This is a genomic window from Brachybacterium timonense (assembly GCF_900258505.1).
GTDB classification, from domain to species: Bacteria; Actinomycetota; Actinomycetes; order Actinomycetales; family Dermabacteraceae; genus Brachybacterium; species Brachybacterium timonense.
Map to the genome: position 1 here is coordinate 2,757,405 of NZ_LT984895.1, position 18,967 is coordinate 2,776,371.

Genomic DNA, 18,967 nt, shown 5'->3' on the forward strand with positions numbered 1-18,967 from the left:
CTCGAGGGACTCGACGCGGAGTGATCGTCGTGGGAGCTCGCCTCCACCGGGCAGGCCCTCAGCCCCAGACGAGGCCCAGCGCGGGCTGCTCGAGCACGGCGGAGACGTCCCGCAGCAGCTCAGCGCCGAGGGCGCCGTCGATCAGGCGATGGTCGAAGCTTGCGGCGAGCTGGACCACCTTGCGTGGCACGACCTGTCCGTCGATCACGCGCGGCACGTCCTTGATGGCGCCGACGCCCAGGATCACGGACTCCCCCGGGTTGAGGATCGGGGTGCCGGAGTCGATGCCGAACACACCGAAGTTCGTGATGGTGATGGTGCCGTCGCGAGTGTCAGACACCGTGGTGCGACCGGCGCGGGCGGTGCGGGCGAGTTCGTCGATCGCGTCGGCCAGCTCGCGCAGCGTCATCAGGTGCGCATCCTTGATGTTCGGCACGATGAGGCCGCGCGGGGTGGCGGCGGCGATGCCCAGATTGACGTAGTGCTTATAGACGATCTCCTGGGCGTCTTCATCCCAGGAGGCGTTGACCTCGGGGTTGCGGCGGATCGCGACCAGCAGTGCTTTCGCCACCAGGGTGAGTGGGGAGAGCTTGACGTCCTTCCACTCGCGCGAGGCCTTCAGCTGCGCGAGCAGCTGCATACCGTCGGTGATGTCGACCTCGTTGAACACGGTCACGTGCGGGGCAGTGAAGGCGCTGGCCACCATGGCTTCGGCGGTGCGTTTGCGCACGGAGCGGATGGGCACGCGGGTGGTGCGCTCATCGGTGGTGACGCCGGGGAACGGCTGGTGGCGGCTGGACTTCATGGCGCCACCCAGGTCCTCGGGGGCCTGCGGGGACTCGTCGGGGAAGTATTCGCCGTCACGCACGGTGACGGTGTCGCCACTGAGGGAACGCTGCTGTGCACTGAGCACGTCCTCGCGGGTGACGGTGCCGTCGGGCCCGGTGGCGAGCACGTCGGCGAGCGCGATCCCCAGGTCTTTGGCGAGCTTGCGCACAGGTGGTTTGGCGAGGATGCGGTCAACGGGGACCTGCTGGTGCTGATCCGCGTCGTGGCCGTGGGTCGCGGCCGTGTTCGCACCGGGGGCGCGGCGACGTCGGCGGGTCGGTGCGGAGCTGCCGTACCCGACGAGCGTGCGCGGCTCCTCCTGGCTCTGCTGTGCTGGGCCGGACGGGGGAACAGGTGAGGATCCGCCCGCGGTGTCGATCTCCAGCAGTGGGGTGCCCACGGGCACCTCATCGCCGACGGCCACGAGCACCTTCACCACGGTGCCAGCCACATGGCTGGGCAGCTCGACAGCGCTCTTGGCGGTCTCCACTTCGACCACGGGGTCGTTGATGGCCACGGTGTCGCCCACAGCAACCTTGATCTCGAGGATCTCCGCCTCAGTGAGTCCCTCACCGGGGTCGGTCAGGGTGATCGGAACGATCGTCGCAGAAGCCATGGGGGAATCCTCTCACGCAGGCGGGGGCTGCTCAGGGCCGACGCTGCAGGGTGTGATCGAGCAGGGGCGTCAGTGGGCCAGGGCGCGGTCCACGCCGTCCAGCACACGGTCGAGGTCGGGCAGGTAGGCGTCCTCGACCCGCGCTGGCGGGTACGGGGTGTGGTAGCCGCCCACGCGGATCACAGGCGACTCCAGGTGGTAGAAGCACTCTTCGGTGATGCGGGCGGCGATCTCGGCGCTGAGCCCACCGGAGACCGGGGCCTCGTGCACGATCACGAGCCTGCCCGTGCGGCGCACGGAGTCGGAAATCGTGGGGATGTCCAGCGGGGCGAGGGAGCGGGCATCGATCACCTCGAGGTCCACACCGTCGGCGGCGGCTTCCTCGGCGCTCTCGAGCGCGAGCTGCACGCTGGGTCCCCAGGCGAGCAGTGTCGCGTCACGGCCCGAACGGCGCACCTGGGCGTTCCATGGCGAGAGGTCGGGCCGCTGGTCCGGGTCGACGTCGCCCTTGACCCAGTACCGGCGCTTGGGCTCGAGCATGATCACGGGGTCGTCGCACTCGATGGCCTGGCGGGTCATCCAGTAGGCGTCCTGCGCGGTGGCCGGGGCAAGGATCCGCAGGCCCGCGGTGTGGGCGAAGAGCGCTTCGGGGCTCTCAGAGTGGTGCTCGACCGCGCCGATACCCCCACCGTGCGGGATTCGGATCACGAGCGGCAGGCTGACGCGGCCGCCGGTGCGGTAGTGCATTTTCGCGACCTGGGTGGTGATCTGGTTGAAGGCGGGGAAGACGAAGCCATCGAACTGGATCTCGACAACGGGCCGGTAGCCGCGGAAGCACAGGCCGACGGCAGTGCCGACGATCCCGGCCTCTGCAAGCGGAGTGTCAACCACGCGCTGGGAGCCGAACTCGGCGTGCAGACCATCGGTGACGCGGAAGACGCCGCCGAGCACACCGATGTCCTCGCCCATCAGCATCACTTTTTCGTCGGCGCGCATGGCGTCGCGCAGTCCGGCGGTGATGGCCTTGGCGATCGGCAACGTGGTGGTGCTCATCGTGTGGCCTCCTGATCGGTGGCGTCCTGCTGCCCGTCGGCCCCAGCGGGGTCAGTGGCCTCGTCGTCGGCGAACTGCGCGGCGTACTCGAGGTAGGCGGCACGCTCGGCCTCCACGAGCGGATGGGGTTCGGCGTAGACGTGGTCGAAGATCGTGGCCGGGTCGGGGTCGGCCATGCCGTGGATGTGGTGGTGCAGCCGCATTGCGAGATCGTGGCCCTCCTCCTCGCAGGCATCCACGAAGGACTGGTCGATCTCGTCTATGCGCTCGAGGTGCCGACGAAGCCGCAGGATCGGGTCCTTGCGGGCCCACTGCTGCTCCTCGTCACCGGAACGGTAACGGGAGGGGTCGTCGCTCGTGGTGTGTGCGGCCATGCGGTAGGTGACGGCTTCGACGAAGCGCGGGCCCCCACCGTCGCGGGCGGAGTCGAGCGCGATACGCACTGCGGCGAGCGTGGCGAGCACATCGTTGCCGTCCACGCGCACCGAGGGAATGCCCCAGCCGCGTGAGCGCTGTGCAAGCGGCACACGAGTCTGCACGGCCGTGGGCACAGAGATGGCCCACTGGTTGTTCTGGGAGAAGAACACGACGGGCGCCTGTGTGGAGGCGGCGAAAGTGAAGGACTCAGAGACCTCACCCTCGCTCGAGGCGCCGTCGCCGAACAGGGCGAGAACAGCGGTGTCCGTGGTCGCATCGCCGGTGCCCACAAGGCCGTCGCGCTGCAGTCCCATGGCGTAGCCCACGGCGTGCGGGGCTTGGGAGCCGAGCACGATCATGTAGGGATGGGTGCGCAGGGCGACAGGGTCCCAGCCGCAGTGGGAGATGCCGCGGAACAGCTCCAGCAGTGTCATCGGCTCGATGCCGCGAGCCCAGGCCACGCCGTGTTCGCGGTAGGTGGGCACCAGGTAGTCCTGGGTGCGGGCGGCATGGCCGGCACCGATCTGGGCACCCTCCTGGCCAAGTGCGCTCGCCCACAGGCCCAGCTGGCCCTGGCGCTGCAGGCTGGTGGCTTCCAGGTCGGCGGCGCGGATCATCACCATGTCGCGGTAATAGCCGCGCAGGCGCTGCGGGGAATCCAGCGGCTCGGGGTCGTCGGGACTCGTGCCGGCGGCGAGCACCGCGTCCAGCTCATCGAGCGGGCTGCGGGCGCCGTCGGGGTCCAGGAGCTGGATCATCGGCTCCGTATCAGCCGGTGACGGGATCGAGGTTGAGAACACGCTCACCCGCCCCACCATAACCTACGGTCCCGTAGGGAGGAAGGAGGGGAAGAGGGAAGATCAGGTCGAGCGACGGAGATCAGTACCCGTGCGTCGGCCCCCACTGCGGCCTGGGCGTGTCCGGCCCGCGGTAGGGCTCGTCCTGGAACTCGGCCTGCAGGCGCGCGAGTTCGGCGCGCATCTCGGCGAGCACGTCGGCGTAGGCGGGGTCATCCACGACGTTGGTGAGCTCGGCGGGGTCCTTCTCCATGTCGTACAGCTCGTACTCGGCGGGGAGGATCTCATCAGAGGAGCCGGGCGCCCCCATGCCATCGCCGTAGTAGTGCACGTACTTGTAGCGCCGGGTGCGCACGCCGTAGTGGGCGGGAGCCCTGTGGTCGACGTCCAGGTGCTCCCAATAGCGGTAGTACATCGACTCGGGCCAGTCCGCTGGGTGTTCGCCGCGCATGATCGGCAGGAGTGAGCGACCCTGCTGCTGCGGCATGGCGGTATCGGCCTCTATGCCGGCGGCTTCGAGGAAGGTCGCGGCGAAGGACACATTGGTGCCGATCGCCTCGCACACGGAACCGGCCGGGATCTGGTCGGGCCAGCGCACCAGCATCGGCATCCGCAGGGACTCGTCGAACATCAGGCGTTTGTCGTACCAACCGTGGTCGCCAAGGAAGAAGCCCTGATCCGAGGTGTAGACGACGATGGTGTTCTCCGCGATGCCGAGCTCATCGAGCGTATCGAGCACCGTGCCCACACCGTCGTCGATCGCTTGCACGGTGCGGAGGTAATCCGCCATGTACCGCTGGTATGCCCATCGGGTGCGCTCGATGCGTTTCTCTTCGCCGCGCAGTTCCTCGGGGATCTCCTGCTTGAGGTCATGGGCGGTGAGGTGATCGGCGATCGACATGTGCAGGTCTTTGATCACCTGCGAGCGACCCGCGTGGTCATCGAACAGGGTCTCCGGCTCGGGAATGGCGCCCTCCGTGTACAACGACTCATGCCGAGGATGCGGCACCCAGGGACGGTGAGGCGCTTTGTGATGGATCAACAGGCAGAACGGATCCTCGGGGTGGTCGGCGCGACTGCGGCGCATCCAGTCCACAGACAGGTCGGTGATGATGTCGGTGGCGTACCCCTCGACGGTTCCTCGCCAGTCATCGGAATACATGACCGGGTCGCGGTATTCGCCCTGGTTCGGGAAGATCAGCCAGTCGTCGAAACCACGCGGATTGGACTGCTCGGACACCCCCAGATGCCATTTACCGAACAGCGCCGTGCGGTAGCCCGTGGCCTGCAGGGCTTCGGGGAACGACGGCAGCCGGTGGTCGATCTCCGTGCGGATGGTGGCACAGCCATTCACGTGACTGTACGTGCCGGTGAGGATCGAGGCGCGACTGGGCGAGCAGATCGAGTTGGTGCAGAACACCGCGTTCATGCGCACGCCCTCACGCGCGATCCGATCCAGGTGCGGCGTCGAGTTCAATCCGGCACCGTATGCGGAGATCGCATGCGCGGCGTGATCGTCGGACATGATGAAGACGATGTTCGGGCGGAACGGCGCAGCCATGGCTCTCCTTGCTCAGTCAGCAGCCCGCTCTCGCGTCGGCGCCGACGGGCCGGGCGGCGCATCCACTCTATGCGGATGCGTGGCGCCAGCCTCTGCACTACACCGCCGACCCACCACACGCGCGGCGCCAACGATCATGCAGCACGTGTCGGCACGCTGCATGATGCAACCCGCCACACACTCGCCGTCAACGCCACATTGACGCGTCATTGCTCCATTGACAGACTGGAGTCATGACGCGACCCGCTTCTGCCGTTGCCCACCCGAACTCCCCCGCAGTCATCCCGTCGTCGGCAGCAGGGGCCGAACAGCCCGATTGGCGTTCCATCGGGATCTTCTTCGCCGTCGCTCTGGCCGGGCTCACCGCAGCCTCATTGCCGTTCTGGTTCCTGGAAGGCGGGATCAGTCACCCGCTGTACGTGTGGCTGATCGCGCTCGGAATGTGCTCCCCTGCCCTGGGAACAGTTGTGGCAGTCGCCGACGCGCGCCGACGCGGACGCGCTGAGCGCTGGCGGGATGCCGTCGGGCTCCGCTTCCGCGGGCGCTGGCGAGCGATCATCGTGTGGAGCGTGGTCGGCGTGCTCACAGTCAGCGCCATCACTTTCGCAGGCGCCGCCGTCATGGTGCTGCGCGGCGTGCCCGGCGACCTGACCTTCCAGCACTTCCTTCAGACCACGACGGCCGCGGCGCAGGAAGCCGGCGCCGCGATCCCGCCCGCCGCGATGCTCGCCATCGTCCTCGGCGCCGTCGCGGTCAACATCCTCCTCTCCGCGATCCCGGCGCTGGGCGAGGAGGTCGGCTGGCGCGGCTGGCTCCATCGACAGCTCCTCAGCCTGGGCAGCTGGACGGCCATCGGCGTGGGCGGCACGATCTGGGCGCTGTGGCACCTTCCCATCCTCCTGCTGGGGCACAACTACCCTGGAGCCCCGCGCCCCTACGCGATCGGGATGTTCATCGTGTTCTGCTGCGCCGCGAACTACATGCTGGTCGCGATCACCGAGCGAGCGGGCGGCAACCCGATCCCCGCAGCCCTCACACACTCAGCACTGAACGTCACCTTCGCGCAGTTCACGATCATGGTCTCGGTGCCCCAGACAGCGGAGCATGCCTCGTGGTGGTTCGACGGCGTGACGGGAGTGGTGGGCATCGTCCTGCTCACGCTCGCGGGGCTTGTGCTCATGCCCCGCGCGCAGCGCACCGCTGCCAGCACCGGTGCCGTGTGAGCGAGCATCGAATGCCCTGACCTCGGGTGACGAGCTCTCGTAGACTCATGCAATGTCTCTCTCCCCGCAGGAGCACGTCATCCACGAGTTGATCGCCGCCCAGGCGCTCGTCATCGATGCGCTCTCCGACCGGCGGGGCGACGCAGGCAGTGCAGGCGATGCGGATGATGGCGTCCGGGACGCAGTTACCCCCGAGGGCAGTGCGTCCGCAGCGTCTTCCCCCGCTGCGGCGCCGCCGGCGGCTTCCCTTGCCGCTGCCGCACAGCTGATGGACACTGCCGAACGGGCGCTGCACCTGCTCGTCCAGGACAGCCGACGGCACGGGCTGACATGGGCGCAGATCGGCGAGAGCCTGGGCATCAGCCGGCAGGCAGCTCAACGCCGCTTCAGCGCCCAGGTGCCCGCGAAGATCACCGCTCCACGGCACGAGGTCCCGACCCAGGCGATCAAGCAGGCACGTGACCTGATGACGGATGCCGCGACCGGTCGCTTCGACCGGATCGACGCGTGCGCCTCCCCGAGCCTGCGCTCATCCATGCAGGGACTGAGTTGGCAGAGCGTCTTCGAACCGGCGCGCACCATCTTCGGAGACGTCGTCCGGCGCGACGAGCCCACAGCGCAGGTGATCGCCGGACTCTACCGCATCACTGCCCGGGAGGAACGCACGCTACGCGCCGTGGAGGCCGAGGTGCTGATGTCCGCTTCCGGGGCGCTCCTGGGCATGCACTACAACCCTGTGGACGCCGATGCCGCGGAGCCGACGCCCTAGGGGCTGGCCCCGCCCCGGCTCCGTCAGCTCTGCTCAGCCTTCGCCTGCTCCTGCGCCTCATACAGCGCATCGAGGTCCACCGGTTCCTGGTCCGCGTCAAGATCCTGCACCGGCAGGGGGCAGTCACCCAGGTCGTTGATCGGCAGGCGCTCGCCGCCGCGCTGCATCGACTCGTGGGCGATCACACCGGGCAGCGTGTAGCGGGCGGCCTGCCAGGCGTTGACCATCGGCTGCATGCCGTCGACCACGGCGCGGGCGAAGTCGTCGACCAGGAAGTGGTGTGCGCCCTCGTGACCGTTGGGCATGCCGCGGAACTCCTCGGGCAGCCGCTCCTGATGATGGGAGCGAGCAGCACCCGCGACGAAGGCATCGCGCAGCGTCGGCGAGAGGTCCGCGAGCCGGGGATCATCCAGGCTCATCGTGGCGTCGGTGCGGATCAGCTCCGTGACGTCCACAACCCGTTCTTTGTCATGCCAGTAGGTGACGTCGATGGTCTCCTCGAAGGAGGAGTCGGTGCCGAAGAAGCGGAAGCGGGACTCGCGCTTGTGGCTGGGGTAGCCCACGCGGCGCAGCTCATTGGTGCGGAAGGCGCCACCGCTGGCGGTGCCGAACAGGGCGAAGGCGTTGGAGACGTCGTTGCCGAACATGGAGACGTTCTTGTCGAACACGCCATCGCCGCGGGTGTCCGGGCGTCCGAGCGCGGAGACGGACACGGCATAGTCATCGATCGCCCCCATGATGCCGCCGAGCGAATGCGTGGGGTACAGCAGCGGCGGGTAGGACGCGGTGGCCTTCCAGCCCTCGCCACCGGAGTACTTGTAGGCGTCGTAGAAGCCCAGATCCATGTCGTGCACGTAGTCGCCCTCGGCGTAGAACACCTGGCCGAACACACCCTGGCGGTGCAGGCGGCGTGCGAGCACCACAGCAGCGTTGTACTGGCTGGTCTCACCCATCATGTAGACGAGTCCGGTGCGCTGCACCTCCTCGGTGATCGCACGGATCTCATCTTCCGTGATGGCCATCGGCACGGAGGAGTAGACGTGCTTGCCGGCGCGCAGCGCCGCCAGGGCATGTTCGCCGTGCGTCCAGCGCTGCGTGAAGATCGCGACGGCCTCCACGTCGGAGGCGAGCAGATCCTCGATGGTGTCGAAACGGCCGGCGATCTGCACGCCGCGATCCTGCAGGGCGTCGATCCGTTCAGGTCGCTCGTCCACGGCGTAGATGCCGTCGATCTCGGGGTGGGCGGCGAAGAGCTCCGCGAAGTGGGTGCCGAACTGGCCGATGCCGATGATGCCGAGGCGGAAGGACACGAGAGATCTCCTCGCTGAGAATAGGGCGGTCGTGGGACCAGCGTAGTTGCAGGTCGGCGCGGATTCGACCGCGGCAGTCCCGACGGGCAATGTCACGAGCGGAACTCGATAGCGGTGCGCTGCCCGCCTCGTTCAGATCTGCCGCCAGCGGCCCGAGCGCCAGACGTCGCGCCACGGCGGCACGGTGGTGCCGTGCCTCGCCATGAGAGCGCGCAACCGCCGGCGACTGCGCTGCATGCCGATGATGCCCAGCAGGAGCATCGGGATCTGCACTGCGAGAGCACGACGGAACGCCACCAGGTCGTAGGCACCGTCCGGGCACATCAGGTCCAACGCCAGTCCGATCAGCTGAATCGCGATGAGCGCACCCACGAAGCCGCCCATGATCACCACACCGGTGGCGGTGCCCAGGCGATGCTTGGCCAGGTCCGTGCGCGGGAAGTCGAAGCCGATACCTGACCCCGGCCCGCCGATCGAGAAACCGACGACGAGCACGACCAGCAGCCAGAGGGGCGCGGGTCCCGGCCACAGCACGGTGGCGGTCAGCGGGACGACGATCGAGATCACGACCAGGTACACCAGAGTCGAGCGGCGCAGCGGATGGCGCTGGGTGAGCGCACCGATCACAGGACCAGCCACGATCGAAGCGACCACCAGGACCGTCATGATCGCTGAGGCGGTGGTGCGCGGCAGCCCCTCCCCCGCGGTGAGATACGGGTAGCCCCACATCATCGCGAACACGATCCCGGGAAAGCCCGCCGTGTAGTGGGACCAGAATCCAAGTTGCGTGGCGGGATGGCGCAGGATCCGCCAGATTTGCGCCGGGATCCGTGTGACTTGCTGGCTGTGCTTCGGCCGACTGAGCGGCTGCGGTGAGGGGCGAACGAACAGCAGCGCAAGCACACCGGCAGCTGCGGCCACCACCGCGGTGGCGCGGAAGGCGGCGGACCAGCCGACGCTTCCCAGCAGAGCAACGAAGGGGACGGCGGAGGCGATCTGCCCGAACTGTCCAAGGATGCCGGTCAGCTGCGTGAACAGCGGCGCTCGACGGGGTGGGAACCAGGCCGGCACGAGACGAATCGCGGAGCCGAAGGTCAACGCGTCGCCGGCGCCCACCACGATCCGGGCGAGCATCGCCTCGGGCACAGTCTCCGCGCCGGACAGCAGCAGCTGGCCGCAGGTCATCAGGGCGGCGCCTGTGGTCAGCGTGGCCCGAGCGCCGAAACGGTCCAGCAGCAGCCCGGCCGGGATCTGTGCGAGCGCATAGACCGTCAGCTGCAGCACCACGAAGGTCGAGACGATGGAAGCCGAGGTCTGGAAGCGGTCCACCGCATCCAGGCCAGCGACACCCATGGTGGTGCGCTGCAGAACCGCCGAGGCGTAGGCGATCAGCGCGGTGCCCCAGACGACAGCGGTGCGCATCGGCGTGGACCCCGCGGGGGCATCAGCCCAACCGCCGGCGGCCGGCACGTCGTCCGCTGCCGAGGGGGTCTGATCGAGCCTGCTCATCGCATCTTTCTCACCACGTCGAATCGTTCACTATCCGGGGGCTCCGCATGGCTGCGACCAGCAGTCTCACATAGACGGCAGCTCGGATGGTGAGTCCTGCCCGGTGAGACGGACAACCTGGCGCTCCGACGGCCCGTCGACTCCTGACCATCCCGCACTCAGGCCTGCGAGCGCCACTGGCGGCAGATCTCCAGCAGCAGGTCGTTGGCCTCCGGCTCGGCGATGGTGACCCGCACCCCATCGGTCCCGTAGGGGCGGACCACCAGGCCATGCTCGTCGCAGAAGGCGGCGAACTGCCCGGTGTGCTCCCCGAGCGGGAAGAACACGAAGTTGCCCTGGGAGCGCGGCAGGTCCCACCCGTCGGCGGCCAGGGCGTCCTGCACCCGGTCCCGTTCGGCGCGCAGGGCGGCGGCCCGTCGGTCGAGTTCTTCGCACACGTCCGGCTGCAGGGAGGCGAGGGCTGCGGCCTGCGCGGGGGCGCTGGCGCCGAAGGGGATGGTCACGGCGGTGAGGGCTCGCGCCAGCCGCGGGTGGGCAATGCCGTAGCCGATCCGCAGACCAGCCAGGCCCTGCAGCTTCGAGAAGGTGCGCAGCAGAATCACATTCGCGTGATCGCGGAACAGCGCGGTGGTGTCGGCGACGGTGGCGGGCTCATGGAACTCCCGGTACGCCTCGTCGATGGCGACCACGACGTCTTGTGGCACCTGACGCAGGAAGCCGGCGATCGCCTCGTCGCTCAGTGCCGTGCCCGTGGGGTTGTTCGGGGTGCACAGCAGCACGAGCCGGGTCCGGTCAGTGATCGCCGCAGCCATCGCCGACAGGTCGTGCTCGTGCCTCGCGGTCAGAGGGACGCGGATGCTGGTGCCGCCCTGGGCGCCGACGATGATCGGGTACGCCTCGAAGGAGCGCCATGGGTAGACCACCTCGTCGCCCGGGTCGACGACGGCCCGCACCAGGTCGGCGATGACGGCGGTGGAGCCGGTCGAAACGCAGATCTGCTCGGGGGTGACGTCGTGACGGGCGGCGAGCGCCTCGCGCAGGGCGCGCACGCCCATGTCCGGGTAGCGGTTCGCGGCGGTCAGCGCCGCGGTCGCCGCCTCGAGCACGGCGGGGATGGGCGCGTAGGGCGATTCATTGGAAGAGACCTTATAGCGGCGTCGGCCGTCATCCACCGGTGGTTTCCCGGCCACATACGCGGGCAGGGCCTCGAGACAGGCGCGGGTACGGATGCGCTCGACGGGGGCCGACGGGCTGTCGCTGCGGTCGCTCTGACTGGGGGTGCTGGTCTCATTCATGCTGTCAGCGTAGGACGGTTGTGAGGGCGCGGGTCTGACGCGTCTCCCCGCAGCGGGCCTCACGCATGATCTGAGACCCGCACTCACAGTCGCCGAAGGGCAGCGTTCATTGTCATCTCCGACAATGGGGAGCGTTCCCCATCAGTCAGCCCAGGAGGAGCCATGCATGGATCCCTCACCCGCGCCGCGCACCGCTGCGCCGCTGTCAGCGCCACACTGGTTCTGCTGACCGCCTGCGCAGGCTCCGAGGAACCGATCCGCGCCGCCGATGCAGTGGCCCACTATGACGAGGTCGCCACCGCTATCGCCGCCACGGCGGCTCCCGACGCTGCGTGGACCTTCGCCGACTCCACGCGCCATGTCGCCGCCGATGGTTCCGGCACCTGCCTGTACACGCCCGGCGACTGGTCGATGGACAGCCCCCTGATCTCCGCTGACGCTCGGAGCTGGGACGACGTCCTCGGTGCGCTCGGCCCCTCTCTGGAGGGGTACGGTTTCGAACCGGTGGACTCGACCACCGAGCAGCAATCACGGCGCGTCCTCGAGACGACTGATGAGCACGGGGCGACCCTGCAGATCACGGAGGACGGAACTCTACGGATCCACAGCGCCCTGGTGGATGCCGACACATGCACCGACGCCACGCTCGGCCTCAGCTGATACTTCCGTCCCGACGCCCCGGGGCTTGCTAGTAATTCCGTCCCGACGCCCCGTGACCTGCTGACATGTCTCCCTCTACTGGGCATCACCGGAGTGCACCTGATGGAATGGCCCCATGCGCTTCCTTGGCTCCGTTGTGGTCACCGCTCTCGCTCTATGGCTCACCGCCCTCGTGCTGCCCGGCATGCAGCTCGGCACCGGCCAGGGTGATCCACTGGCCCGTGTACTGACCGTGCTGGCGATCGCCCTGATCCTGGGGCTCGTCAACGCGATCGTCCGGCCCGTGCTGTCGCTGCTGACGCTACCGATCACGTGCCTCACGCTGGGCCTGTTCCAGCTCGTCATCAACACGTTGATGCTGCTGCTGACCAGCTGGATCTCCGAGCAGCTAGGGCTCGCGCTGCACTTCGATTCCTTCTGGTGGGCGTTGCTGGCTGGCCTGATCATCGGCCTGCTGCAGGCGATCCTCAGCGGGGTGACCGGTCTGGGCCGCGAGTCCGATCGGGCTGAGCGGCGACGGCGTCAGCGGCGTCGGGAGCAGAGGCGGCAGGCCGACTGACCCATCGGCGCCCCTGACGGCACAGTGCGCGAGTGGAACAATGAGCCCATGCCGCATTCCTTCGCCGACATCACGCCGCCGATCGCCCTGACTCCGCTGGATGGCCGCTACCGGGCCCAGGTAGCGCCACTGGTGGACCACCTCTCCGAGGCTGCCCTGAATCGGGCACGCCTGGTGGTGGAGACCGAGTGGATGATCCACCTGCTCTCCCGCAGCGTGATCCCGCAGCTGCGGGCGCTCACCGCCGATGAGATCGCGCTGCTGAGGTCGATCCCGGAGGAGTTCGACGCCGACGGCATCGCCGAGCACGCCGCGATCGAGCGGGAGACCGTGCATGACGTCAAGGCCGTGGAGTACTACATCAAGCGTCGCCTGCAGGGCACGTCACTGGAGCCCCTGGCTGAGGTGGTGCATATCTACTGCACCAGCGAGGACGTGAACAATCTGGCGTATGCGCTGATGATCAAAGGGGCGGTGGATGACGTGTGGCTGCCGGCGCTGCACGAGCTGATCGGCGACCTCGCCTCTCTCGCACGCGAGACGGCCAGCGTGCCGATGCTGTCCCGCACCCACGGGCAAGCGGCGACCCCCACCACGCTCGGCAAGGAGCTCGCGGTGTTCGCGCACCGGCTGGCTCGGCAGGCGCGCCGCCTCGTGCACACCCACGCACTCGGCAAGATCAACGGTGCGACCGGCACGTACGCCGCGCACCAGGTGTCGGTGCCCACGGCCGACTGGCAGGAGATCTCGCGCAGCTTTGTCGAGCACCTGGGGCTGACCTGGAATCCGTTGACCACGCAGATCGAGTCGCATGACTGGCAGGCCGAGCTGTACGCCGATATGGCGCGCACAGGCCGGATCCTGCACAACCTCGCCACCGACATGTGGACGTACATCTCGCTGGGCTATTTCCGCCAGCGGCTGTCCGCCCAGGGCGGCACCGGCTCTTCGACGATGCCGCACAAGGTGAACCCGATTCGCTTCGAGAACGCGGAGGCGAACCTCGAGATCTCCGGGGCGCTGCTGGATGTGCTGTCCCAGACTCTGGTGACGTCCCGATTGCAGCGCGACCTCACCGACTCCACCACGCAGCGCAATATCGGGCCGGCCGTCGGGCATTCGCTGCTGGCGATCTCCAACATCCGCAAGGGCCTTTCCGGCCTGGACGTCGACGCCGACGCGATGGCACGCGATCTCGACGCCAACTGGGAGGTGCTCGGTGAGGCGGTGCAGTCGGTGATGCGCACCCTGGGTGTGCAGGGCACGCCCGGCATGGAGAACCCGTACGAACGCCTCAAGGAGCTCACCCGCGGCCATCGCGTGGACGGTGAGGCGATGCGCGACTTCATCCGTGATCTGGGTCTGCCGTCGGCCGAGCAGGAACGGCTGCTCGCCCTGACCCCCGCGACCTATATCGGGCTCGCGGAGCAGCTCGTGGACCAGTTGGACGTGTCAGAGCTGCCGGTCAGTCTAGGTGCACCCCGCATCCCTGAGGTATCGCCGACGAGTCGAGAGGGGCAGGCGTGAGCGAGGCGCAGGAGCCCGGCTACCACGACACCAAAACCGCCTATCTGCGGCGGCTACGGCTGATCGAGGGGCAGGTGCGGGGCCTGCAGCGCATGGTCGAGGAAGATACCTACTGCATCGACGTGCTCACGCAGGTTGCCGCGACCACGCGTGCGCTGCAGTCGGTGGCAACGGAGCTCGTGAACGACCATGTGCACCACTGCGTGCACCACGCTGCCGCGTCCGGGGATCCCGAGGAGCTGACCGCGAAGATCGACGAAGTGATGGTGGCCATCAAGCGGCTGCTGAAGTGAACGGGCCGCTCAGGAGAGTAGGACCTTAGCGGGGCCGCACAGAGACCACGTCGATGCTGGCCTCCTCACTGGCGGTGAGGACCAGACGCACGGCTGCTGCCACGGAGCCGGGCCGCAGATAGCGCTCGGCGTCGTACTGCCCACCTTCGAAGGCCACCAGTTCGTGCTGCATGTCCGTGTCGACTCGGCCAGGGTGCACGGAGCTGACTCGCACGCCGTGCTCCCGCTCCTCCTCGCGTAGCGCATCGGTGAGTGCCCGCAGCGCGAACTTGGACGCCGCGTACGCGCCGCCCGCCGCACCAGCGTTCCAGCCCGCACCGGAGTTCAGGGTCACCACGGTGCCACGCGCGGCACGCAGCGCCGGCAGCAGGGCGCGCGTCAGGGTCGCAACCGCGACAACGTTCAGGGCGAAAGACCGGGTCCACTCCCCCGCGGTGAGCTCCTCAATCGTGCCGGGCACGAGAACGCCCGCGGAATGCACGACGGCATCCAGCCGGGCATCGGGGGCGAGCAGCCCCGCCTGCTCGAGCGCGGCGCCGACAGCCTGCTCGTCGGTGAGGTCTGCGACCAGCGCCCGAGCGTCGGGCAGTTCGCGGGCGAGCTCCTCCAGGGCTGCGCTATCGCGGCCGGCGAGCAGCAGATCGTGATCGGGGGCGAGGTCCTCGGCAATAGCACGACCGATGCCGCGGGTGGCGCCGGTGATGAGGACGAGGGGGCGTGAGGTGGTGCTGTGGCTCATGCCCGTGAGTCTGTCACGCCACAGCAGGCGAGGCCACGGCACACGACCCCGCCCTGACCCACTACTCACCGCCGCGTCGGCCAGGACGTTCTCGGCGCTCTGGGGACGACGCTGAATCCGTCGCCGCCCCCACAGTGCTTTCGACGGGTTCTCCCCCGCGCTCGGTGGGACGATGGCGCCACAACAGTGGAAACTCAACGAGCAGACAGTTTCTCCCCCGCGCTCGGTGGGACGATGGCGCCATGGAACAGTCGCACGCCATGACAGCGCCCACGCGGCCGGGGGTGGGATGGAGTGGTCCGCAGCCGTGGCGGTGGTTCATCGGGGCAGAGATCCTCATCGTGCTGGGGCTGTCGCTAGGCCGCAGCGGGTACTACGCGGTGCTCGAACTGGTGGACGCACTCACTCGCGGGCCGCTGCGCGACCAGAGCACATCGTTGAACCCGTCGGTCTCGCCGCGGCCGTGGTTCGACCTGCTATACCAGCTCTCCGGCATCGTCTTCACGCTCGTGCCCGTTGTTCTCGTGCTCTTCCTGCTGCACATCACCGGGTCACAGGCGCTGCGAGCACTCGGCCTGGATCTGCTGCGCCCGATCGCAGACCTGCTGTGGGGGCTGGGGCTTGCCGCCGCGATCGGGATCCCAGGGCTGGGCGTGTACTGGCTCGGGCGCGTGCTGGGCGCCACCATGGAAGTGGTGCCCGCAGCCTTGGATCAGCACTGGTGGGCGATCCCCGTGCTCGTGCTGCAGGCGGTGAAGAACGCGCTCATCGAGGAAGTGGTGGTGGCCGGGTACCTGGTGGTGCGTCTGGAGCAGATCGGGTGGTCGCCCGCGGCGGTGCTCGCCGTCTCCGCGTTGCTGCGCGGCTCCTATCACCTGTATCAGGGCATCGGTGCGGGTATCGCGAACGTGGTGATGGGGCTCGTGTTTGCAGAGTTCTTCCGGCGCACGCGGCGCACCGGGCCGCTGATTGTGGCCCACACGGTGATGGACGTGGTGGTGTTCGTCGGCTACGCGCTGCTGGGGCCCGCACTCGGGCTGTGAGCATCCGGGCCGACGGGCGCAGCAACGGTGGCCGTCCGCGCCGGATGTACGCAGGGCGCTGCCGGCGTTCGGGTGAGGGCCGACGGTCGGGCGAGGGGCTGGTCCCTTCCCGCGCACGTCATTGCGTCAGATGATGCGCGGCTCCCCGGGGCCGTCGGTGACGATCGGCAGACCTGACTCGAGCCACTGGTCCATGCCGCCGCGCACGTCGATCGCCTCGAAACCGTTGAGGTTCAGCCACTGGGTGACCTGGCGGGAGCGGCCGCCGCTGCGGCACACCACATAGACCTCGCCGTCCTCAGGCAGCTGGTCCAGGTTCTCCAGGAGGGTGCTCGCCGGAAGGTGGCGGGCATTCGGGGCGTGCCCAGCGTCCCACTCGTTCTGCTCGCGCACGTCCAGCAGATGAGCATCCTGCGGCACCTCGGCGGGGGTGACTGCATCCAGATCCATGGTCGCAACCCTACGCGGCACGACGCCGGCCGGCACCTCCTCCACAGGGTGCCGGCCGGTCGTCGCCGTGAGGGCTGTTGCCCTCAGCCCTGCAGTGCGCCTCGGCGCACAAGCGGCGCCGCCACCAGAATCGAGCCGAGCACCATCGCATAGGCGGCGACGATGCCGAGCACGTACTGGATCAGAACACCCGGCTGGCTGAGCGCCGTGGACATGACGCTGGCGAGCACCAGCGCCACCATGCCGAATGCGAGCACGGAGCTCATCAGCAGCGGGATCATGATCTCCGCGAGCCGAGCGCGGTGCAGTTGGGCGACCTGCGCACCGGCCACATACTGGGCGCGCAGCACCGGCGCCTGGTCGATCACGCGGGCCGTCTGCGGCACTCCTGTCGCCACGGCCGCGAGCACCGCAGCGATCACCAGCGTGAGCATCCCGCCTGTGCGCAGCGCCGTGATCAACATGACGTCCTCAGCGGAGCTTGGCTCATTCAGTGTGGCCAACACCGACAGGAACCCGGCGATGATCATCGCGAAGGTCACCCCGGCCACAGCACGCCATCCCGCCCGCGGATCGGCCGCGAGCCGACGCGCACCCACCAACACTGCGGCGCTCCGGGCGAGGCGAGCAACGATCTTCGCGGTGATCCAGACGAGGAAGGGGCCAGCCACATTCACCGCAGCCACCATGGCCCCGAGAAGCACGATCATGAACGCCATGACCATCATCGCTCCGCCTTCCTCCGAGGCGAAGAGGGAACCCACCTGTGACAGCGCCACGAAAGCGATGGCGAGCACCGCCAGCAGCACCAGACGCAGCACGGACATCCGCACCACGCGCGCGTCACGGGCAACACCCAGCGGGCTGAGCACCACACCGGACAGGGCGATCCCCGCAGAGATCGCGGCCAGCAGCACCAGGCCGCCGATCAGCAGCGGATAGGACCACCAGGGCAGGAGCAGCTCCGCCACGGTGAACGCGGTGATACCGAAGTCCAGACCCGTCAGCGGCAGGGCGAGCAGCAGGTGCGCCACGAGCCCGATCACCGAACCGAGCAGGCACTGCACAACAACGTCCAGCACCGCCACAGAGCCGACCTGAGCCGACGTACCGCCCACCAGCCGCAAGGAGGCAAGGTCCTTCTCGCGGCGAGCAAGCGATAGACGCGCTGCAGAACCACCGAGGCCCACAGCGCTCGGCACCAGCAAGACAGTGGCGATCACGGCGCACATCACCAGGAATCCGGCCACCGATTGTTCGTCGCTGAGCTCATCGAGCGCCGCACCAGAATCCGGCAGACGGCCGATGAACGCACCCAAGCCACCGAGCACCGTGAGGGTGATCGCCGTGGAGACCGCGAAGGCGATGACGGGCAGCAGATCAGCAAGGGCACCACGGCGGCGCAGCAACAGCGGCAGCGCCTCACGCACAGCGCTGAGGCGGCTCCCCTGCTCAGTCACGGCCGTGCGGGAGGTCGCAGAAACAGAGGGCATGACGTCGGTGCTCATCGGGCACCCCCCTGAGTGCGATGGAACTCCTGGGCGATACGGCCATCACGCATGGCAACGGTCCGAGAGCAGGCAGACGCGACACTCGGATCGTGCGTGACCATCACCAGGCTCGCGCCGCTGATCTGGCAGGCGTCCACGAGCACCTGCAGCACAGACTGACCAGTCGCCTGATCCAGAGCACCGGTGGGCTCATCGGCGAAGACCACCGACGGCTGGCCGGCAAGCGCTCGGGCGATGGCCACGCGCTGCGCCTGACCGCCGGAGATCTGACCCGGGCGCCGATCCGCGAGGTCAGCGATGCCCAGGCGATCCAGCCAGGCGCGTGCCTCCGCGGTGGCGGCCCGGCGAGGTGTGCCCCCGAGCATGCGCGGCAGGATCACGTTCTCCAGTGCGCTCAGCTCCGGCAGAAGGCGTCCGTCCTGGAAGACGAATCCGAAGGCAGAGCGGCGCAACCGGGTGCGCTCGGCGTCGGAGAGCGTGGCAAGGTCGCGGCCGTCGTAGTGCACGCTGCCGGTGGTGGGCTGCAGGATCCCCGCCAGCACGTGCAGCAGGGTTGTCTTGCCGCAGCCGGAGGGTCCCATCACGGCGAGCGAATCGGCACGGGCAATCTGGAGGTCCACGCCGTTCAGGGCGCGCACGCCCTGGGAGCGGTCACCATAGGACTTGGTCAGGGCCGAGGCGGTGAGCACGGCACTGGGGCCGCTGTGGATCGAGCCCTGGGGGTGCGGGGCATGCGGGTGCGGGGCATGGGCGTGTGGGACATGAGGATGCGGGGCGGTCGCTGTGGTCATGCATCCAGGGTGCTCG

General features: G+C 68.5%; 18 protein-coding genes. 7 read left to right on the forward strand and 11 right to left on the reverse strand.

The window, feature by feature from the left end:
* Positions 1-58: 58 nt before the first annotated feature.
* The 4 genes from C8271_RS12310 to C8271_RS12325 form a co-directional block, all read right to left on the reverse strand.
* The gene (locus C8271_RS12310; RefSeq protein ID WP_106507536.1) at positions 59-1,444 is read right to left on the reverse strand and encodes a dihydrolipoamide acetyltransferase family protein; all 1,386 of its coding nucleotides are present in this window, start codon (positions 1,442-1,444) and stop codon (positions 59-61) included.
* 69 nt (positions 1,445-1,513) lie between these two features.
* Positions 1,514-2,497, reverse strand: a complete 984-nt coding sequence (locus C8271_RS12315; RefSeq protein ID WP_106507537.1) for an alpha-ketoacid dehydrogenase subunit beta — start codon at positions 2,495-2,497, stop codon at positions 1,514-1,516.
* A complete protein-coding gene (locus tag C8271_RS12320) occupies positions 2,494-3,720 on the reverse strand; it encodes a thiamine pyrophosphate-dependent enzyme (RefSeq protein ID WP_245921131.1) in 1,227 nt (408 codons plus the stop codon). The genes C8271_RS12315 and C8271_RS12320 overlap by 4 nt, the downstream gene beginning before the upstream one ends.
* A gap of 73 nt (positions 3,721-3,793) precedes the next feature.
* Positions 3,794-5,272, reverse strand: coding sequence for a sulfatase family protein (locus C8271_RS12325; protein WP_106507538.1), 1,479 nt, complete (start codon positions 5,270-5,272; stop codon positions 3,794-3,796).
* 233 nt (positions 5,273-5,505) lie between these two features.
* On the opposite strand from C8271_RS12325, the gene C8271_RS12330 reads away from it, so the two are divergent.
* Complete coding sequence (locus tag C8271_RS12330) at positions 5,506-6,495, forward strand: CPBP family intramembrane glutamic endopeptidase (protein WP_106507539.1); 990 nt, start codon at positions 5,506-5,508, stop codon at positions 6,493-6,495.
* 52 nt (positions 6,496-6,547) lie between these two features.
* Entirely contained in the window at positions 6,548-7,264 is a 717-nt protein-coding gene (locus tag C8271_RS12335; RefSeq protein ID WP_106507540.1) for a hypothetical protein, read from the forward strand.
* 23 nt (positions 7,265-7,287) lie between these two features.
* On the opposite strand, the gene C8271_RS12340 is transcribed toward C8271_RS12335, so the two are convergent.
* The 3 genes from C8271_RS12340 to C8271_RS12350 all read right to left on the reverse strand — a co-directional run bounded on the left by C8271_RS12340 (position 7,288) and on the right by C8271_RS12350 (position 11,378).
* Entirely contained in the window at positions 7,288-8,574 is a 1,287-nt protein-coding gene (locus C8271_RS12340) for a Gfo/Idh/MocA family protein (RefSeq protein WP_106507541.1), read from the reverse strand.
* 132 nt (positions 8,575-8,706) lie between these two features.
* Positions 8,707-10,083 (reverse strand): MFS transporter, encoded by a 1,377-nt coding sequence (locus tag C8271_RS12345; protein WP_245921132.1) that lies wholly within the window; start codon positions 10,081-10,083, stop codon positions 8,707-8,709.
* Between the two features lie 158 nt (positions 10,084-10,241).
* Positions 10,242-11,378, reverse strand: coding sequence for a histidinol-phosphate transaminase (locus C8271_RS12350; protein WP_106507542.1), 1,137 nt, complete (start codon positions 11,376-11,378; stop codon positions 10,242-10,244).
* A gap of 162 nt (positions 11,379-11,540) precedes the next feature.
* Between C8271_RS12350 and C8271_RS12355 the strand changes: the two genes are divergently transcribed.
* The 4 genes from C8271_RS12355 to C8271_RS12370 all read left to right on the forward strand — a co-directional run bounded on the left by C8271_RS12355 (position 11,541) and on the right by C8271_RS12370 (position 14,417).
* Positions 11,541-12,038 (forward strand): hypothetical protein, encoded by a 498-nt coding sequence (locus tag C8271_RS12355; RefSeq protein WP_106507543.1) that lies wholly within the window; start codon positions 11,541-11,543, stop codon positions 12,036-12,038.
* 115 nt (positions 12,039-12,153) lie between these two features.
* Positions 12,154-12,597 (forward strand): phage holin family protein, encoded by a 444-nt coding sequence (locus C8271_RS12360; protein ID WP_106507544.1) that lies wholly within the window; start codon positions 12,154-12,156, stop codon positions 12,595-12,597.
* A 48-nt stretch (positions 12,598-12,645) separates the two neighbouring features.
* On the forward strand, positions 12,646-14,124 hold the full coding sequence (gene purB, locus C8271_RS12365) for an adenylosuccinate lyase (protein ID WP_106507545.1): 1,479 nt from the start codon (positions 12,646-12,648) through the stop codon (positions 14,122-14,124).
* Positions 14,121-14,417, forward strand: a complete 297-nt coding sequence (locus C8271_RS12370; RefSeq protein ID WP_106507546.1) for a metal-sensitive transcriptional regulator — start codon at positions 14,121-14,123, stop codon at positions 14,415-14,417. Before purB ends, C8271_RS12370 begins: the two co-directional genes overlap by 4 nt.
* Before the next feature lie 25 nt (positions 14,418-14,442).
* Here C8271_RS12370 and C8271_RS12375 read toward each other — a convergent pair whose 3' ends face one another.
* Positions 14,443-15,156 carry an SDR family oxidoreductase gene (locus C8271_RS12375; RefSeq protein WP_106507547.1) on the reverse strand — a complete coding sequence of 238 codons (714 nt, stop codon included), beginning with the start codon at positions 15,154-15,156 and terminating at the stop codon, positions 14,443-14,445.
* A gap of 242 nt (positions 15,157-15,398) precedes the next feature.
* Here C8271_RS12375 and C8271_RS12380 point away from each other — a divergent pair, with 242 nt between their 5' ends.
* A complete protein-coding gene (locus C8271_RS12380; protein WP_245921133.1) occupies positions 15,399-16,199 on the forward strand; it encodes a CPBP family intramembrane glutamic endopeptidase in 801 nt (266 codons plus the stop codon).
* A gap of 126 nt (positions 16,200-16,325) precedes the next feature.
* Here C8271_RS12380 and C8271_RS12385 read toward each other — a convergent pair whose 3' ends face one another.
* The 3 genes from C8271_RS12385 to C8271_RS12395 form a co-directional block, all read right to left on the reverse strand.
* Positions 16,326-16,649: a rhodanese-like domain-containing protein gene (locus tag C8271_RS12385; RefSeq protein ID WP_106507548.1), complete on the reverse strand. Its 324-nt coding sequence runs from the start codon at positions 16,647-16,649 to the stop codon at positions 16,326-16,328.
* 83 nt (positions 16,650-16,732) lie between these two features.
* Positions 16,733-18,157 (reverse strand): FtsX-like permease family protein, encoded by a 1,425-nt coding sequence (locus C8271_RS12390; RefSeq protein ID WP_245921134.1) that lies wholly within the window; start codon positions 18,155-18,157, stop codon positions 16,733-16,735.
* Positions 18,154-18,951: an ABC transporter ATP-binding protein gene (locus C8271_RS12395; RefSeq protein WP_106507549.1), complete on the reverse strand. Its 798-nt coding sequence runs from the start codon at positions 18,949-18,951 to the stop codon at positions 18,154-18,156. Before C8271_RS12395 ends, C8271_RS12390 begins: the two co-directional genes overlap by 4 nt.
* Positions 18,952-18,967 lie beyond the last annotated feature (16 nt).

Coding starts and splice junctions, on each gene's coding strand:
- C8271_RS12310 (WP_106507536.1), bottom strand. CDS start 1,444: ATGGCTTCTGCGACGATCGTTCCGATCACCCTGACCGACCCCGGTGAG.
- C8271_RS12315 (WP_106507537.1), bottom strand. CDS start 2,497: ATGAGCACCACCACGTTGCCGATCGCCAAGGCCATCACCGCCGGACTG.
- C8271_RS12325 (WP_106507538.1), bottom strand. CDS start 5,272: ATGGCTGCGCCGTTCCGCCCGAACATCGTCTTCATCATGTCCGACGAT.
- C8271_RS12330 (WP_106507539.1), top strand. CDS start 5,506: ATGACGCGACCCGCTTCTGCCGTTGCCCACCCGAACTCCCCCGCAGTC.
- C8271_RS12335 (WP_106507540.1), top strand. CDS start 6,548: ATGTCTCTCTCCCCGCAGGAGCACGTCATCCACGAGTTGATCGCCGCC.
- C8271_RS12345 (WP_245921132.1), bottom strand. CDS start 10,083: ATGAGCAGGCTCGATCAGACCCCCTCGGCAGCGGACGACGTGCCGGCC.
- C8271_RS12350 (WP_106507542.1), bottom strand. CDS start 11,378: ATGAATGAGACCAGCACCCCCAGTCAGAGCGACCGCAGCGACAGCCCG.
- C8271_RS12355 (WP_106507543.1), top strand. CDS start 11,541: ATGCATGGATCCCTCACCCGCGCCGCGCACCGCTGCGCCGCTGTCAGC.
- C8271_RS12360 (WP_106507544.1), top strand. CDS start 12,154: ATGCGCTTCCTTGGCTCCGTTGTGGTCACCGCTCTCGCTCTATGGCTC.
- purB (WP_106507545.1), top strand. CDS start 12,646: ATGCCGCATTCCTTCGCCGACATCACGCCGCCGATCGCCCTGACTCCG.
- C8271_RS12375 (WP_106507547.1), bottom strand. CDS start 15,156: ATGAGCCACAGCACCACCTCACGCCCCCTCGTCCTCATCACCGGCGCC.
- C8271_RS12380 (WP_245921133.1), top strand. CDS start 15,399: ATGGAACAGTCGCACGCCATGACAGCGCCCACGCGGCCGGGGGTGGGA.
- C8271_RS12385 (WP_106507548.1), bottom strand. CDS start 16,649: ATGGATCTGGATGCAGTCACCCCCGCCGAGGTGCCGCAGGATGCTCAT.
- C8271_RS12390 (WP_245921134.1), bottom strand. CDS start 18,157: ATGAGCACCGACGTCATGCCCTCTGTTTCTGCGACCTCCCGCACGGCC.
- C8271_RS12395 (WP_106507549.1), bottom strand. CDS start 18,951: ATGACCACAGCGACCGCCCCGCATCCTCATGTCCCACACGCCCATGCC.